The sequence below is a fragment of the Ramlibacter pinisoli genome (assembly GCF_009758015.1).
Classification (GTDB): domain Bacteria; phylum Pseudomonadota; class Gammaproteobacteria; order Burkholderiales; family Burkholderiaceae_C; genus Ramlibacter; species Ramlibacter pinisoli.
This window is the reverse complement of the sequence record NZ_WSEL01000009.1, coordinates 441,700-456,179: the sequence shown is the minus strand read 5'-3', so window position 1 is coordinate 456,179 and position 14,480 is coordinate 441,700. Positions and strand designations below refer to the sequence as shown.

Genomic DNA, 14,480 nt, shown 5'->3' with positions numbered 1-14,480 from the left:
CCGCCTCGCGCCACGGGGCTGTTAGAGGCGGCTGGCCACCAGGGCTGCGGTCAGGCCGGCCGAGGCGGCCAGGATGGCCAGCCCGATGCGGGCCCGCCGGCGGCGCATCAGCCACCAGAGCCCGACGCCGCTCAGGCACAGCGCGATGAGGCTGCCGGCCAGGGTGTCGACCAGCAGGATCCAGCCGACCGGCATGCCCACGCCCTTGTGCAGGTTCGCCAGCGTGGCGGCGAGGCCGCTGTCGATGCGCGTGACGGCGACCTGCGGATTGCCCAGCCAGTAGTCGGCCTGCACGCGGTGGGCCGGGCCGCCGAAGGTCACGGTCCAGTGCTCCGGCTGCACGGCGGGGGCGCCGCCCGGCAGCGACCAGGGCAGGCGTTGCGCGGGTTCGACCTTGATGGCGCCTGGCCGGTCCTGCTGCAGTCGTTCACCCAGCCACGCCGCCAGGGCGGTGGCGTTCGCCGGGACCGGGGCGGGCAGGGCCAGTTCGGAGCGGCTGCGCGACTGCTCCATCGGCAGCTTCAGCACGGCGCGGTGGTTCAGCCAGATGCCGGCAATGCCGAACAGCAGGCCCAGGGTCGCGCCCCACAGTCCCAGCCAGCCGTGCGTCTTGCGCAGCCACGCCAGCAGCAGCACGGAGCGGTTCGGCAAGGGGCGGGCGGCAGGTGGTGCGATCGTGGAGTGCATGCGAAGGCGTGGGAGCGGAAGCGACGGGACAGTGGCCAGTCTATTCCAGTTGAGAGTCATTCTCATTTGGCGCGTCAGGCTTCCGACAGGCCGAACCGGCGGCAAGCGGCCGACGCCAGCGGGTCAGCGGCGTCGCGCGGGACGGTTCGCGGCGAACGCTACGAACGCTACGAACGCCTGGCCGCCGGCGCGCTCACCGCCTTCATCAAGGCGTCGAGGTCGACCGGCTTGACGAAGTGATGGTCGAAGCCCGCCTCGACAGACTTGTGCTTGTCGGCTTCCTGGCCCCAGCCGCTCAGCGCGATCAGCAGCATGTCGCGCCCCCAGTCCTGGGCGCGGATTCGGCGGGCCACATCGTGCCCGCTCAGCAAGGGAAGGCCGATGTCCAGCAGCAGCACTTCCGGCCGGAACGATTCGGCCAGGGCCAGCGCTTCCAGCCCGTCGTGCGCCATGGCCGTCTCGTAGCCCAGCATCTCCAGGACCTGGGCCATGGTGAGCGCGCTGTCGACGTTGTCGTCCACGACCAGCACCCGCTGACCCGTCGCCGAGACCGGCTGCACCGGCCGCGCGTCGGAGCCCCGCGCACCACCGTCGGCATGGGGCGCCAGGGGGAGCCGCACGGTGAAGGTCGAACCCCGTCCCGGCCCCTCGCTGCTGGCCTCGACCTGGCCGCCGTGCAGGTCCACCAGCTTGTGCACCAGTGCCAGCCCGATGCCCAGCCCGCCCTGGGAGCGGCCGATCGTGCGGTCGACCTGCGTGAACATCTCGAACACGCGCGGCAGCATGTCGGGCGGGATACCGGCGCCCGAGTCCCGGACCTCCACCACCGCCCAGTCATCCTGGCGCCGCGCGACCAGCTCGATCCGGCCCGCTTCGGGCGTGTACTTCGCCGCGTTGTTCAGGAGATTGGCGATCACCTGGCAAAGGCGCGTCACGTCGGCGTGGACCAGCAGCGATTGCGGTTGCGGCAACTGCACGGTCAGCTGATGCCGGCCGGCCTCGATCAGCGGGCGGCTGGTCTCGACGGCGGACTGGACGATGGCCGTCATGTCGGCCACCTCGCGGCGCAGGTCGAGCTTGCCCCGGCTGATGCGGCTGATGTCCAGCAGATCGTCCACGAGGTGGACCATCTGGCCCAGCTGCCGTTCCACGACGCCGCGCGCGTCGGCATGCACCTCGGGCCGTTGCGACATCCGCATGAGCTGCAGCGCGTTGCGGATCGGCGCGAGCGGGTTGCGCAGCTCGTGCGCGAGGGTCGCGAGAAACTCGTCCTTGCGCATGTCCGCCTCGCGCAGCCGCGCCTGGCTTTCGCGCAGGTCCTCGTTGACCCGTTCCTGCTCGGTCACGTCCACGGCGATGGACAGGACCGATTCGACGGCGCCCTGCTCGTCGAACTCGGGGACCAGGCGCGCGTCGAACACCGCCTTGCGGCCGTCCACCGCATCGAAAGCGAACTGGACCCGGCCGATCTCTCGTCGCTGGAAGACACCGTCCAGCGCGACCTGCCACTCGCGCACCAGGTGGTCCGGCATCCCGAGCTCGGCGTTCGTCTTGCCCAGGAACCGCGACGGGTCCGCGCCGGTGTAGTGCGTCACGATCGGGCTCACGTAGAGGTGGCGGTGGCTGCGGTCCATGCGGGCGAAGATGTCGGGCGAGTTCTCCACCAGGGTGGAGAACTGGCGCTCCCGCCGCGCCAGCGCGCCGGCCGCTGCCGCCAGCGACTGCTCGGCCTTCACGCGCTCCTCGATGTCGCGGATCACGTACAGCCGGCCGGTGGCGTTGCCCGCGACGTCGCGCAGCACCGACAGCGCAATCTCCACGTTGACCGCGCTGCCCCCGCCCGGCAGGCGATGGAGCACCTGGGCGCGGGCCAGGCCCTTGTCGCGCAGGGCCTGCTCGCAGGACTCCCGATCGCCGTCACTGGGCCACACTTCCTCGAACAGCTGCGCCTTCGGCCGGCCCAGCAGGTCCGAGGCGCCCTGGCCGTAGTGGCGTTCGGCGGCCTCGTTCATGAAGGTCAGGTTGTCGTCGCCGTCGAAGGCCAGCACGGCGTCTTCCATCTGCGCCAGCACGTCCTGGCGCAGCTTGCCGGCGGCGGCATGGGACGAATCGAGGGTGTAGATGTCGGCGCCGACCACCAGGGCGTCCACGTCGCCCTGGCGGATCGCGACCAGGGTCTCTTCGGCTTCCTGCAGCCGGATGCGTAGTTCGTCGTTCTCTTCCTGCAGCCGTTGCAGGGCATCGCCTGGCAGGTCTGTGGCCGACCGGGACAGGCTCATGGCTGCTCCTTTGCCTGTGGCGCGGCCGGCAGGCCGAGGCCCTCGCGCAGCCGCCCCGGGTCGGACATGTCACCGATGAACCGGCGCACCGGCAGCGGCCACAGCCGGAGCAGCGTGGGGACGGCCACCACCTGGTCGGCGGTCGCTTCGACGACGCGCTCGGAAATGTCCAGCACTTCCAGCTCGTAGTGCCCGGCAGCGTGTTCCTCGCAGAAGGCGCGGGTGTTCACGATGGCGCGGGATGAGGACGGCGCGGCCGTGCTGACATAGAGCCGCAGCACCAGTGCGATGCCTGGTCCGGGCCGCGAAGCCGCCTGGTTGCGCGATCCCATGCAGCGCGCCTACCGCAGGGGCTGCAGGTCGAGGCCGACCAGCACCCGGTCCTCGTTGGACAGGTCGCCGATGATCTTGCGGATGGGCTCGGGAAACTTGCGCACCAGGGTCGGCACCGCCAGGATCTGGTCGCCGGCGGCCAGCTTGGGGTTGACCAGCAGGTCCACCACCTCGATCGAGTAGCGCCCGGCCAGGTGGGTCTCGCAGACCCGCTTGAGGTTGGCCAGCGCCGCCGCCGACTTGGCCGTCGTGCCGGCTACGTACAGCCGCAGTTGCCACTCGGCCTTGTCGGCGGGCCCCGGGCCGGCCTTCAGGGGCCTCACCTTGGCCGTGCTCATCGGCCGGCCTTCCGGGGCTTGGGGGCCGGCGCACGCGAGCTGCCGGCCTGGGCGATCTCCTTGGCCCGCGCGGCCACGCCGGCCGCCTCGAACCGTTCCCGGGCAATCGCGAATTCGACGTCTCCAGCGCGCTGCTCGGCATCGGCATTGAGCGCGGCGATCTGGGCATCCAGCGCCTTGCGCTGGTTGGCCAGGTCGCGCAGCCGGCGGTCATGGTCCTTGGTGCGCATCTCGGTGGCGGCCAGTTCCTGGGCCTCCTGCGCAACCCGGGCCGTGCCGGTCAGGACGCGGTCGCCGGACAGGTACACGTCCACCAGGTCGACGCCGTGGTTGCTGAACACGAACTCGCGCACCTGGTTGGAGTGGTGCATGCCGCGCGACTTCAGCACCTGCAGCGTGCGGGTGCGCTCGCCGTTGTAGGCAATGTTGGTCAGCAGCAGCCAGCTGTCCATGAGCGAGGAGACACCGACCTCCGACGCCGCGAGGGCCACCGTCGTGTCCACCGTCAGGCTGGTGAACAGCGCGGTCACGCCCTGCTGCTTGAGGAAGTCGATCAGCCGCATCAGGGTCAGCTTCAGCCCGGCATCGTGCGTGTCCGAGCTGAGGTTGCTGATCGGGTCCACCACCACCACCGAGGGCTTGAACTCGTGCACCAGCTCGTAGATGTGCACCAGGTGCTGCTCCAGGCCGTGCAGCGTGGGGCGCGAGGCATGGATCTGCAGCTGGCCCTTGCGCAGCCAGGGCGCCAGGTCGATGCCGATCGACCGCATGTTGCGCAGCAGCTGGCTTTCCGACTCTTCGTAGGCGAACAGGAGCGCCCGCTCGCCGCGCGCGCAGGCCGCATGCGCGAAGGTGGCCGCCACGCTGCTCTTGCCGGTGCCGGGAGCGCCCGACACCAGGACGCTGCTGCCGCGGTAGACCCCCTGGCCGCCGAACATGGCATCCAGCCCGGCGATGCCCGTGGACACGCGCTTTTCGGACACCTGATGGTCCAGCCGCAGCGAGGTGATGGGCAGCACCGACAGCCCCCGCGATCCGATGAGGAACGGGTATTCGTTGGTGCCGTGGGCCGAGCCGCGGTACTTCACCACCCGCAGGCGGCGGGTGGAGACCTGGTCGACGATGCGGTGGTCCAGCAGGACCACGCAGTCCGCGACGTACTCTTCCAGGCCGTAACGCGTCAGCGTGCCTTCGCCGCGCTCGCCGGTGATCACCGCCGTCACGCCCTTGTCCTTGAGCCAGCGGAACAGCCGGCGCAACTCGGCGCGCAGGATGGCCTGGTTGGGCAGGCTGGCGAACAGCGCCTCGACGGTGTCCAGCACCACCCGCTTGGCTCCGATCGAGTCGATGGCGTGGCCCAGCCGGATGAAGAGGCCTTCCAGGTCGTACTCGCCGGTTTCCTCGATCTCGCTGCGCTCCACCCGGACATAGTCGAGCGCGAGCTTCTTCTGCCGCTGCAGCTTCTCGAGGTCGAAGCCGAGCGACCGCATGTTGGCCACGAGCTCCTGCTCGCTTTCCTCGAACATCATGAAGACGCCCGGTTCGCCGAACTCGGTGGCGCCCCGCACGATGAACTCAGCCGCCAGCATCGTCTTGCCGCAGCCCGCGGCACCGCAGACCAGGGTGGGACGTCCGCGCGGCAGTCCGCCCTGGGTGATTTCGTCGAGTCCGCTAATGCCGGTAGGCGCTTTCGGAAGGCCGGACAGGGGAAGGGCCGGGGAAGGTTTGACCATGTAGGGGTTGTGTCGAAGGAGTTCGCATGTCACTCCCCTGCATGTGGTTCTGACGCACTGTCACGGAAGGCTGGCGCTTTGATTATCCACTCGTGGATAGCTCTGCGCGGGCCCGACGAGCTCATCAACAGGGCGCCCGCGGCCGCGCTTGCACCCCCGGAGATCAGGCCGGCGGAAGGGCAATCGTGAACACGCAACCCACGCCCGGGACATCGCGAACGCCCAGTGTTCCGCCTTCGCCCTCCACACCCTGCCTGGCGATCGACAGGCCCAGTCCCAGCCCGCTCCTGTTCGTGCCCGCCTGCGTGAACGACCTGAACATCGCTGCAGAGAAACCGGGCGGCAGCCCGCCGCAATGGTCGGACACGTCGATGCAGACGCTGCCGTCCTCGCCCGCATAGGCATTGAGCACGACCTCCGTCTGGGGGTGGGTGAACTTGAACCCGTTCTGCAGCAGGTTCACGATCGCCGCGATCAGCGGTTCGCGCCGCGCGCTGACCCGCAACGCCGGGTCGACCGGCCGTACGACCATCGTGCAACCGCGAGCGGCCGCATCCAGCGCCGCGCTGCTGGCGGCTTCCCCGATCACGGAGGCGACCGAGAGTTGCGGCGGGGGCGGTTCGGCATGGGCCGCCGAGCGGATCGTCGACACGGCGTCGGCCAGCAGCACGGTCATGGTCGCCAGGCTGCGCTTGAGCACGCCACCGGTGGCGCCCTGCAACGACAGGCTCCCGGATTCCAGCGCGGCCGCTGCCAGGGTGGCGGTATGCACGGCATTGCGAAGTTCGTGCACCACGAACCCGATCCGCTCGGTGACGATCTCGTTGTGGCGACGCTCGACCACGAGATCCCGCTGTGCGCTGAACTCCGTGACCGCATCGGCGATCGCGTTGTCGAGGCAGCGGTTGAGGGTCCGGAATTCGTCGATGGTGAATGGGGCGTCGCGCTCCACCGCCAGGCTGGTGACGGCCTGGCAAAGGTCGCCGTAGTCATGCACGACCTGGTCGACCGAATAGCCGAGTTCCATCAGCTGCCGGCCGTGCGCCGTCGCGCCCATGCCGATCTCTGACAGCGCCAGGTCGCCACCCGGGGGGCCCGAAATCTGCACGCTGAGCGCCGCGCTGTCGCCGGACTCCTCGGCATCGAGCGTCCTCATGAGCTGGTCCAGGAACAGGGGGATGCCGTTGCGCAGCTGAAGCTCGGTCGCCACCCGTTTCGGACGCTGCGCAACCGACGCCTTGCAACGCGCGATCAACTCCTCGCGGTTGTTCCTGAGAAACGAGTGCATGCGACCAGCCTTTCTGCCGCCGAGCCCCAGACAATCCTCTCTCAGCACTGCCAGGGAGTGTGCATCGGAACCCGAAGGGGGAGGGCGAAGCGGTGCCGGGCTCCCGAAATCGGGTCAGGGACTCGCAAGGCCATCAGGGCTTGTCGCCGCTCGGTTGGCGGAAGAACGTGTTCAGCTCGTTGCCCGGCGTGGCATCCGCGAAGCCGTCGAAGCGGCCCTCGTGGGCCAGGCCGCGTGCGGCGCGCAGGAAGCCACCCCAGGCAGCCCGTGCCAGCGCCCCGCCGACGCTCACGCGCCGCACGCCCAGGGCCGCAACGTCCTGCAGCGTCAGCTCGCTGGTCCCTCCGATCAGGAGGTTGACCGGGCGCGGTGCCACGGCGGCCACCACCGCGGCGATCTGCTCCGGGGTGCGGATCCCCGGGGCGTACAGGCAGTCGGCACCCGCCTGCGCATAGGCCCGCAACCGGGCCAGCGTGTCCGGCAGGTCGGGACGCCCGAGGAAGAAGTTTTCCGCGCGCCCCACCAGCAGCACCTCGCCGCCGGCCTCGTCGATCGCCGCGCGCGCCGCGCGCAGGCGCGCGACGGCATCGGCGAGAGACCGCACCGGGTCGGCGGGGTCGCCGGTGGAGTCCTCGATGGACAGTCCGGCCACCCCGGTGGCGATGGCCATCCGCACGCTCTCGGCCACGCCATCGGGATCGGAGGCGAACCCGTCTTCGAAATCGGCATTCACGGGCAGGGCGGTCGCTTCCACCATGGTGCGCAGATGCTCCAGGACGACCTCCCGGGACGCCGCGCCGTCGGGGCATCCCTGCGACCACGCATGGCCGGCACTGGTGGTGGCCAGGGCCTGGAAGCCCAGGCCCTGCAGCATGCGTGCAGTGCCCATGTCCCAGGGATTGGGCAGGACGAAGCAACCCTGGTCGTGCAATGCGCGAAAGGCCGCGCGTTTCGCTCGTGTGTCGGCGTTCAACGATCTCTCCTTGTCCGGTCGCAGCGACGTGCTGTCGGCGGCCAGTGTGCGCTCCGATGCCAGCGGCCGCTGGCCGAGCCGCGGTCCAGCGCGCCCGGCGTGGAGCGGTCGGTGTTCGTGCACGCCGAGGGCCCTGCTCTTCGAGGCGCACGGCCACCACGCCGCGGGGGCGTTCGCGTCGGGGCGCCGGGCCGGGTGGTTCTCGGCGGGGGAAGCCAGCGCCGGCTAGCTGCGCTGCCGTGGCGCGGTGGCGCCAGCGGCCGGTGCGCGCGGCAGGCGCCGGCCGTCCGGTGCGCCCTGGCAGGTGGGCACGTTCACCCAGCGCAGCGCCTCGGCCTGGCGGCTGATGCCGGCCATCGTGGCTCGGAACAGCGAATTGGCCTCGGCCCGCAGGGCCGACGCGCGCTGGAAGTCCTCCGGCGACGGCTCGGGGCCGGCGCTGCTGGTGTAGGCGATCGCGGCCTGGAAGACGGCCTGCTCCGCATGGGTGGCCCGTTCGTGGGCCGCGTGCCAGGCACGGAAAGTGGGCGGATCGATGGTCACGGTGTCACCTCCTCGGCAGGGCGGTCGCATCGCATGCCCCGGCGCAGCCGCAGCGGGCTGCCTGGGGGCGGTGGCGATGCGGGGCTGCATGCAACGCTTTCGGGGCCGCGTCCGGCTGGCTCGGCTGCCTCAGCTCTGGAGCCGGATCCTCGACGCCACCCACTGGCCGGCGATCAGGCTGGCCCGCACGCGCACCGACGGCGTGGCGCCCGTCGTCCAGTTGGGCACCTCGTTGCGGGTGTTGGCGTTGTAGGTGAAGTTCACGCCGCGCACGGTGAAGGTCTGGGTCACGACGTTCAGGTTGCTCACCGTGCCGAAGAAATCGAACTCCTGGACTTGCAGGCCTTCGTCATTCTCGACCTCGACCCGTGTCGCGACGATGACACCGTTGCGCACCGCGCCGTGCACCTCGACCGCGACGCCCAGCGCCACGGTGCCGGAGACCTGCGCCGTCGACGAATCGACCGTGATGCCGTTGACCTTGAACAGGTTGGTGCCGTCCAGGCTGGTGACCGTGCCCTTGAGTTCCGACTCGGCCCGGTCTTCCACCTGCAGGTCGGCCAGCTGCGATTCGCGATCCCGGATGCGGGTGGCGCGCCAGAGGCCGCCCACCTGGGTGGGCGCGACCGACACCCGCACCAGCAGGCCGTTGGCCCAGCCGGACGGCAGGGCCGTGGTGGTGTCGTAGCCGATCAGGGCCGTGCCCAGCGAGAAGGTGCGGGTGGTGGTGTTCAACCCGCTGACCTGGCCGCTGATGCGGAAGGCGCCCGGTGCGGTGTTGGACACCTCGACGCGCGTGGCCAGCAGGTGGCCGTTGGCCAGGTTCAGGTAGCCGTGCACCTCGACGAACTGGCCCGGCCGGACGGCCGAGAGGCCGGCGACGTCCTCGAACACGGCCGTGGCCGGGACGTCGACCGTCTGGCCCAGCACGGTGAGGGTGCGCGCCACGGTGTCCACGGCACCCACCGGCCCGACCCATTCGCTGGCGTAGGCGATGCGGTTGGCGGTGGCCGTCGGCAGGGCGTCGCCACCGGTCGAGGCGGTGATGGGCGAGGCCTGGACGTACACCACCATGCCGGGCCGCAGGCTGCCCACCACGCCGTCGTCGGAGCGGGACACCTGGGCCGAGGCGTCGTCGTAGCGGGTGCTGTTGACGATGATCGAGCCCAGCCCGGCGATGGTGCCGGTGGTGAACGAGCCGGTGCCGCCGCTGCTCAGGCCGGAGATCACGCTGGTGACGGCGCCGGCGGCCCCTCCGCCGCCGCAGCCGGCGAGGGTGGCCAGGCCGCCAGCCATGGCCAGCAGGGCGCCTCGGCGGCTCAGCGCAGCCGTGTTGTCGGGTTGATTCGTCATGGGGTCACCTCGCTTGTCGTGTCTGGGGAATCAGGCGCGTCAGGCGCCTGGCTGGGGGCCGGCATCGGTGCCGACCAGGAATACAGGCCGATGCGCAGTGCCTCGCTCTGGCCCCTGCGTTCGCGCTCGTCGTCGTCGATCAGGGCCTGCAGCTGCGGGCCCAGCGTCGTCATCAGGCTGCGCCACTGCTCGGCGATGAGGTGGCGGGCCTTGTCGACCGACTGCGGCGACAGCTCGTCGGCCAGCAGGGCCTGCTCGAAGTGCTCGCTGCCGGTGCCCAGCACGTTGGTGACGCCGGCGCGCAGGTGGTCGCCGACGTTGCTGCCGAGGAAGCCCACCATGCGCGGCCAGTCGCTGCGCGGCACGAAGGCGCTGTCCAGCAGGGTGAGCGTGTCGGCGGCCGTGTCGTGCTCCACCAGGCCCAGGCGCATCAGCTCGGCCATGAGCGAGCGCGGATGCACGTCCTTGGTCACGCTTGCGGCCAGGGCCTCGAAGCTGGGTTCGGCGCCGACCCGGGGCAGGGCGATCGGGCGGCCCTGGGCATCGGTGTAGCCCGGCAGGCTGGCCCAGCGGGTGAGCACGTCGGTGGCGGGCGAGCGGGTGGCCGGCAGGTCCAGCGCGGGGGCGGCCGAGATCCGGCTGACCTCGCGGCGGGTCAGGCCGGTCATGGTGCTGATGCGGCTGGTGAGCCGGTCGCCCTTGGCGTCGTCGCAGGCGGCGCGGGCCGCCTGCACGAAGGCGTGCCGGATCAGCTCCTCGACGCCGTGGATGGTGACCGCCTTGGCCACGCACAGCTGGGCGATGGGCTGCAGCAGCCTCTCCAATACCGCCAGCACAGCCTGGCGCTCGGCCTGCAGTGGATGGTCGTTATTGGTCATGGTCGGGATATTAATGTGCAATCAACACATTTGCAGCTGAAGTTTGTAACCAGCTGCGGCGGATGGGTTGGGCACCGGACGCGCGATCCGGCAATGGATCGGCTCGGATTGGTTGGGCTACGAACCGGAAAGTTCAACCGGTGGAATTCCGGCCGACGGACGGCTGGACCCACCCGGGACCCGTTCCTATCCTCGCCGCGTACCCCCATCCCATCGACAACGGAGACACCCCATGACTTTCCTGGTCCCCGGCCGGCGCACGCGCCGCCTCCTGGTGGGAGCTCTCGCGGCGCTCGCCGCTTCCTGGGGCGCCCAGGCCCAGACCAGCCGCCCGGTGACCCTGGTGGTGCCGTTCGTGGCCGGCAGCCCGACGGATGTGGCGGCCCGGGCCTTTGCGCTGGACTTCGCCGCCGCCCTGAACACCACCGTGGTCGTCGACAACCGGCCGGGCGCCAACCAGACCATCGCCGGCGCCTCGGTCGCCCGCGCCCAGCCCGACGGCACGACCCTGCTGTTCGCCAACCTGCCGGCCGTGGTGCCGCCCTCGATCAAGTCCAAGCTGCCCTACAACGGCATGCGCGACCTGACCCCGGTGGCCGACATCATGACCATCGGCTTCGTGCTGGTGACCTCGCCCAACGTGCCGGCGACCAACCTGAAGGAGTTCATCGCGCTGCTCAAGGCCGATCCGTCCAAGTACTCGTACGGCTCCTCCGGCATCGCCACGCCCATCCACCTGATGGCCGAGATGTTCAACAAGGAGATCGGGGTCAAGACGTTGCACGTGCCGTACAAGGGCGGCAACCAGGTCCAGCTCGACCTGATGAGCGACCGCGTGACCTACGCCTTCCTGCCCACCGGCTCGATGGAATTCGTGCGCGGCGGCAAGATCAAGAGCTACGGGCTCGCGGCCGACAAGCGCGACCCCGACTACCCGGAGCTGCCGACCATGTCCGAAGGCGGGCTGCCGGGCTTCAAGGCGACCGTGAAGTTCGTGCTGGTCGGGCCCAAGCAGATGCCGGCCGACGTGCTGGCCCGGCTCAACGCCGCGGCCAACAAGGTGATTGCCAGCGAGGGCTTCTACGCCAAGGTCAAGTCGGTCGGCGGCGTCGAACTGTCCAGGCCGGCCACGCCGGTGCAGGTGGGCGCCGCCATCGCCGCCGAGGAGGCCAAGTGGGACGACGTGGTCAAGAAGGCCAACATCGAGCTCGAATGAGCCGGCCGGACGCCCGATGACCGTCGCCACCGACCGCCTCGTCCCGCCGGGCGCGTGTGACTGCCACACGCATGTCTTCCTGGACGAGGGCGCCTATCCGTTCGCCGCCGCGCGGCGCTACACGCCGCCACCGGCTCCGATCGAGGACCTGGCGCGGTTGCACGACGGCCTGGGCATCGACCGGGTCGTGATCGTGCAGCCCAGCGTCTACGGCGCCGACAACGCGGCCACGCTGGAGGCGCTGCGCGTGCTGGGCCCGGGCCGTGCGCGCGCCGTCGCCGTCATCGACGCCACCACCACCGACGAGCAGCTGGCCGCCTTCGACGCGGCGGGCGTGCGCGGCGTGCGGGTCAACCTCGAGGTCGACGGCGAGCGCGATGCCCGGCGTGCCACGGCGTGGCTGCGCGAGGCGGCCGCCCGCGTCGCGCCGCTGGGCTGGCATGTGCAGGTGTTCGCCAGCCTGCCGCTGCTGGGCGCCTGCAGCGACGTGCTGGGTGCGCTGCCAGTGCCGCTGGTGTTCGACCACTACGCGGGCGCCCAGGCTGGCCTGGGAAGCCGCCAGGAAGGACTGGCCGAGGTGCTCGAGCTGGTCGGGGCCGGGCGCGCCTACGTGAAGCTGTCGGCGCCGTACCGCTGCTCGGGCGAGCCGGACTACGCCGACCTCGCGGACCTCACCCGCCTGTTCATCGAGCGCAATCCCGATCGCATGCTGTGGGGCAGCGACTGGCCGCATCCGCAGCCCGGCGTGCGGCCGACGCCGCAGGACGTGTGCCCGCCGCACGAGGTGGACCTGCGGCACGTGCTCGCCCAGCTGGCCCGGTGGACGCCCGATCCGGCGGTGCTGCGCGGCATCCTGGTGGACAACCCGGCGCGCCTGTATGGCTTCTGACGCGAACCCGGCCATGGCCTCCGATCCGACGGACATCCTGCTGCAGCACGCCGATGCGCCGAGCGAGCGGCCCGGCACCCGCAGCCTGTCGCGGCTGATCAAGCTGCTGCGCATGGTGGCGGCGCGACCGCAGTTCGGCTGGCGGCTGTCGGACCTCTCGGCCGCCTGCAACCTCGACCGCGCGACCGTGCACCGCATGCTGGCCTGCATGATCGACGAGCGGCTGGTCGAGCAACGTGCCGACGACCGCCACTACCTGCCCGGGCCGCTGCTGTTCGAGCTCGGGCTGGCCCGGCCGGACCACCTGGACTTCCAGCGCCGCGCCGAGACCGCGCTGGCCGCCTTCGCCCGGCGCACCGGTGGCATCGGCGTGCTGCTGCTGCGCAGCGGCAACGAGTACGTGTGCAGCGTGCGGGCCGAGACCCAGCCGCTGTCCGGATCGGTGCTCTTTCCCGGCGCGCGCCGGCCGCTGTTCACTGCGGCCGGCGGCGTGGCCATCCTGCAGACGCTGGCGCCGGGCGAGGCCCATGCCGTGCTGCTGGACAACGTGACGCAGGAGGTCGCGCGCTGCGGCTCCAGCCGGCTGGCGGCGCTGCAGCGGATGCGCGAGCGCTCCGACCGCCATGGCTTCGGCGTCAACCTGGGCGACGTGGTGCCGGGCGTGCATGCGTTCGCCGTGCCCGTGCACGGCGGCAATGGCCAGGCGTTCGCGTCGGTGTGCCTGCTCGGCTCGCCGCAGCAGTTCGGCGAAGAGCGCCTGCCGGCCATCCGCGACGAACTGGCGACCGTGGCCGCGGCCCTGGCGGCCGAGGCCCGCCAATTGAACCTGTGGACGCGCTGATGCCGGGCACCCGCCGCGGCCGCGTCCCATCCACAACGAAGGACACGAACGAATGACCAGGATCTGCATCGTCGGCGCGGGCGCCGTCGGCGGCTACGTGGGCGCGCACCTGAGCGCCGCCGGCATCGACACCACCCTCGTCGACCCCTGGCCCGAGAACGTGCAGGCCATGCGCGAGCGCGGCCTGGTCGTCAGCGGCATGGCGGGAACCGTGTCGGCCCGGGTGCGGGCCCTGCACGTTTCCGACGTGCCGCAGCTGGTGCGCGAGCGGCCGTTCGACGCCGCCTTCATCGCCGTCAAGGCCTACGACACGGCCTGGGCGACCCAGCTGGTGCTGCCCTACCTGGCGCCCACCGGCTGCGTCGTCTCGCTGCAGAACGGGATCAACGAGGAAACCATCGCCGCCATCGCCGGCTGGAGCCGCACGCTGGGCTGCTCGGTCAGCGCGCTGGCCGCCGAGCTCGTCGAGCCGGGCCGCATCGTGCGCAATTCGCCGCTGGGCGACGACAAGAAGGCGGGCCTGCGCATCGGCGAGCTGCACGGCCAGGTGACGCCGCGCGCGACGATGCTGGCCGGGCTGCTGTCGCACGGCGACACCTGCAAGGTCACCACCAACCTGTGGGGCGAGCGCTGGTCCAAGCTCACCATCAATGCCATGCGCAACGGCCTGTGCGCCCTGACCGGCATGACCGGCAAGCAGCGCGACACCCACCCGGTGTCGCTGGACCTGAGCATCCGGCTGGGCAGTTCCTGCATCCGCGTCGGCCGGGCGCTGGGCCTGGCGCTGGAGCCGGTCGGCGGGCTGGACCTCGACCTGCTGGCCCGCGCCGACGACGAGCCGGCGGCCCGCGACGCCATCACCCGCATGATTCTGGAGGTGGCGCAGTCGCGCACCGACGCCCAGCGGCCGTCGATGGGCCAGGACATCCTGAAGGGCCGGCGCACCGAGATCGACGCCATCAACGGCCTGGTCGCGCGGCGCGGCGAGGAGGTGGGGGTCGACGTGCGGTTCCACCACCGCCTGGTCGACGCCATCCGGCGCATCGAGCGCGGCGAGGCGACGCCCAGCCCCGACCTGCTGCGGCACGTGGCCGACTGAGGCGCCCCGTCGTGGCCCGCCCCGGCGGGT

The 14,480-nt window shown here is 71.1% G+C and carries 14 protein-coding genes; 4 read left to right on the top strand and 10 right to left on the bottom strand.

What is annotated here, in order from left to right; translation table 11 throughout:
* Window positions 1-21: 21 nt before the first annotated feature.
* From GON04_RS16695 to GON04_RS16650, 10 genes are all read right to left on the bottom strand, one after another.
* Window positions 22-687 carry a PepSY-associated TM helix domain-containing protein gene (locus tag GON04_RS16695; RefSeq protein WP_157399183.1) on the bottom strand — a complete coding sequence of 222 codons (666 nt, stop codon included), beginning with the start codon at window positions 685-687 and terminating at the stop codon, window positions 22-24.
* Between the two features lie 167 nt (window positions 688-854).
* The gene (locus GON04_RS16690) at window positions 855-2,966 is read right to left on the bottom strand and encodes a PAS domain-containing hybrid sensor histidine kinase/response regulator (protein WP_157399182.1); all 2,112 of its coding nucleotides are present in this window, start codon (window positions 2,964-2,966) and stop codon (window positions 855-857) included.
* Window positions 2,963-3,298: a circadian clock KaiB family protein gene (locus GON04_RS16685; RefSeq protein WP_157399181.1), complete on the bottom strand. Its 336-nt coding sequence runs from the start codon at window positions 3,296-3,298 to the stop codon at window positions 2,963-2,965. Before GON04_RS16685 ends, GON04_RS16690 begins: the two co-directional genes overlap by 4 nt.
* A gap of 9 nt (window positions 3,299-3,307) precedes the next feature.
* Window positions 3,308-3,637 (bottom strand): circadian clock KaiB family protein, encoded by a 330-nt coding sequence (locus tag GON04_RS16680; RefSeq protein WP_157399180.1) that lies wholly within the window; start codon window positions 3,635-3,637, stop codon window positions 3,308-3,310.
* The gene (gene kaiC, locus GON04_RS16675; RefSeq protein ID WP_157399179.1) at window positions 3,634-5,370 is read right to left on the bottom strand and encodes a circadian clock protein KaiC; all 1,737 of its coding nucleotides are present in this window, start codon (window positions 5,368-5,370) and stop codon (window positions 3,634-3,636) included. The genes GON04_RS16680 and kaiC overlap by 4 nt, the downstream gene beginning before the upstream one ends.
* Window positions 5,371-5,533: 163 nt before the next feature.
* A complete protein-coding gene (locus tag GON04_RS16670; protein ID WP_157399178.1) occupies window positions 5,534-6,658 on the bottom strand; it encodes a sensor histidine kinase in 1,125 nt (374 codons plus the stop codon).
* A gap of 133 nt (window positions 6,659-6,791) precedes the next feature.
* Entirely contained in the window at window positions 6,792-7,631 is an 840-nt protein-coding gene (locus GON04_RS16665; RefSeq protein WP_157399177.1) for an isocitrate lyase/PEP mutase family protein, read from the bottom strand.
* Window positions 7,632-7,856: 225 nt separating this feature from the next.
* The gene (locus GON04_RS16660; RefSeq protein WP_157399176.1) at window positions 7,857-8,174 is read right to left on the bottom strand and encodes a hypothetical protein; all 318 of its coding nucleotides are present in this window, start codon (window positions 8,172-8,174) and stop codon (window positions 7,857-7,859) included.
* Between the two features lie 129 nt (window positions 8,175-8,303).
* The gene (locus GON04_RS16655) at window positions 8,304-9,527 is read right to left on the bottom strand and encodes a DUF5666 domain-containing protein (protein WP_157399175.1); all 1,224 of its coding nucleotides are present in this window, start codon (window positions 9,525-9,527) and stop codon (window positions 8,304-8,306) included.
* On the bottom strand, window positions 9,524-10,405 hold the full coding sequence (locus tag GON04_RS16650) for a DUF6502 family protein (protein ID WP_157399174.1): 882 nt from the start codon (window positions 10,403-10,405) through the stop codon (window positions 9,524-9,526). The genes GON04_RS16655 and GON04_RS16650 overlap by 4 nt, the downstream gene beginning before the upstream one ends.
* Before the next feature lie 232 nt (window positions 10,406-10,637).
* On the opposite strand from GON04_RS16650, the gene GON04_RS16645 reads away from it, so the two are divergent.
* Genes GON04_RS16645 through GON04_RS16630 form a run of 4 tightly spaced genes read left to right on the top strand, consistent with a single transcriptional unit; the run spans window position 10,638 to window position 14,450 of the window.
* Window positions 10,638-11,621: a Bug family tripartite tricarboxylate transporter substrate binding protein gene (locus tag GON04_RS16645; RefSeq protein WP_157399173.1), complete on the top strand. Its 984-nt coding sequence runs from the start codon at window positions 10,638-10,640 to the stop codon at window positions 11,619-11,621.
* A gap of 16 nt (window positions 11,622-11,637) precedes the next feature.
* Window positions 11,638-12,510, top strand: a complete 873-nt coding sequence (locus tag GON04_RS16640) for an amidohydrolase family protein (RefSeq protein WP_157399172.1) — start codon at window positions 11,638-11,640, stop codon at window positions 12,508-12,510.
* A complete protein-coding gene (locus GON04_RS16635) occupies window positions 12,500-13,351 on the top strand; it encodes an IclR family transcriptional regulator (RefSeq protein ID WP_232533142.1) in 852 nt (283 codons plus the stop codon). The genes GON04_RS16640 and GON04_RS16635 overlap by 11 nt, the downstream gene beginning before the upstream one ends.
* Before the next feature lie 52 nt (window positions 13,352-13,403).
* The gene (locus GON04_RS16630; protein WP_157399170.1) at window positions 13,404-14,450 is read left to right on the top strand and encodes a ketopantoate reductase family protein; all 1,047 of its coding nucleotides are present in this window, start codon (window positions 13,404-13,406) and stop codon (window positions 14,448-14,450) included.
* The last annotated feature ends 30 nt before the right edge of the window (window positions 14,451-14,480 follow it).

Excerpts from the sequence above, each read along its gene's own strand:
- GON04_RS16690 (WP_157399182.1), bottom strand. The coding sequence starts at position 2,966 with ATGAGCCTGTCCCGGTCGGCCACAGACCTGCCAGGCGATGCCCTGCAA.
- GON04_RS16680 (WP_157399180.1), bottom strand. The coding sequence starts at position 3,637 with ATGAGCACGGCCAAGGTGAGGCCCCTGAAGGCCGGCCCGGGGCCCGCC.
- GON04_RS16685 (WP_157399181.1), bottom strand. The coding sequence starts at position 3,298 with ATGGGATCGCGCAACCAGGCGGCTTCGCGGCCCGGACCAGGCATCGCA.
- GON04_RS16695 (WP_157399183.1), bottom strand. The coding sequence starts at position 687 with ATGCACTCCACGATCGCACCACCTGCCGCCCGCCCCTTGCCGAACCGC.
- GON04_RS16640 (WP_157399172.1), top strand. The coding sequence starts at position 11,638 with ATGACCGTCGCCACCGACCGCCTCGTCCCGCCGGGCGCGTGTGACTGC.
- GON04_RS16670 (WP_157399178.1), bottom strand. The coding sequence starts at position 6,658 with ATGCACTCGTTTCTCAGGAACAACCGCGAGGAGTTGATCGCGCGTTGC.
- GON04_RS16655 (WP_157399175.1), bottom strand. The coding sequence starts at position 9,527 with ATGACGAATCAACCCGACAACACGGCTGCGCTGAGCCGCCGAGGCGCC.
- GON04_RS16645 (WP_157399173.1), top strand. The coding sequence starts at position 10,638 with ATGACTTTCCTGGTCCCCGGCCGGCGCACGCGCCGCCTCCTGGTGGGA.
- GON04_RS16635 (WP_232533142.1), top strand. The coding sequence starts at position 12,500 with ATGGCTTCTGACGCGAACCCGGCCATGGCCTCCGATCCGACGGACATC.
- GON04_RS16630 (WP_157399170.1), top strand. The coding sequence starts at position 13,404 with ATGACCAGGATCTGCATCGTCGGCGCGGGCGCCGTCGGCGGCTACGTG.
- GON04_RS16650 (WP_157399174.1), bottom strand. The coding sequence starts at position 10,405 with ATGACCAATAACGACCATCCACTGCAGGCCGAGCGCCAGGCTGTGCTG.
- kaiC (WP_157399179.1), bottom strand. The coding sequence starts at position 5,370 with ATGGTCAAACCTTCCCCGGCCCTTCCCCTGTCCGGCCTTCCGAAAGCG.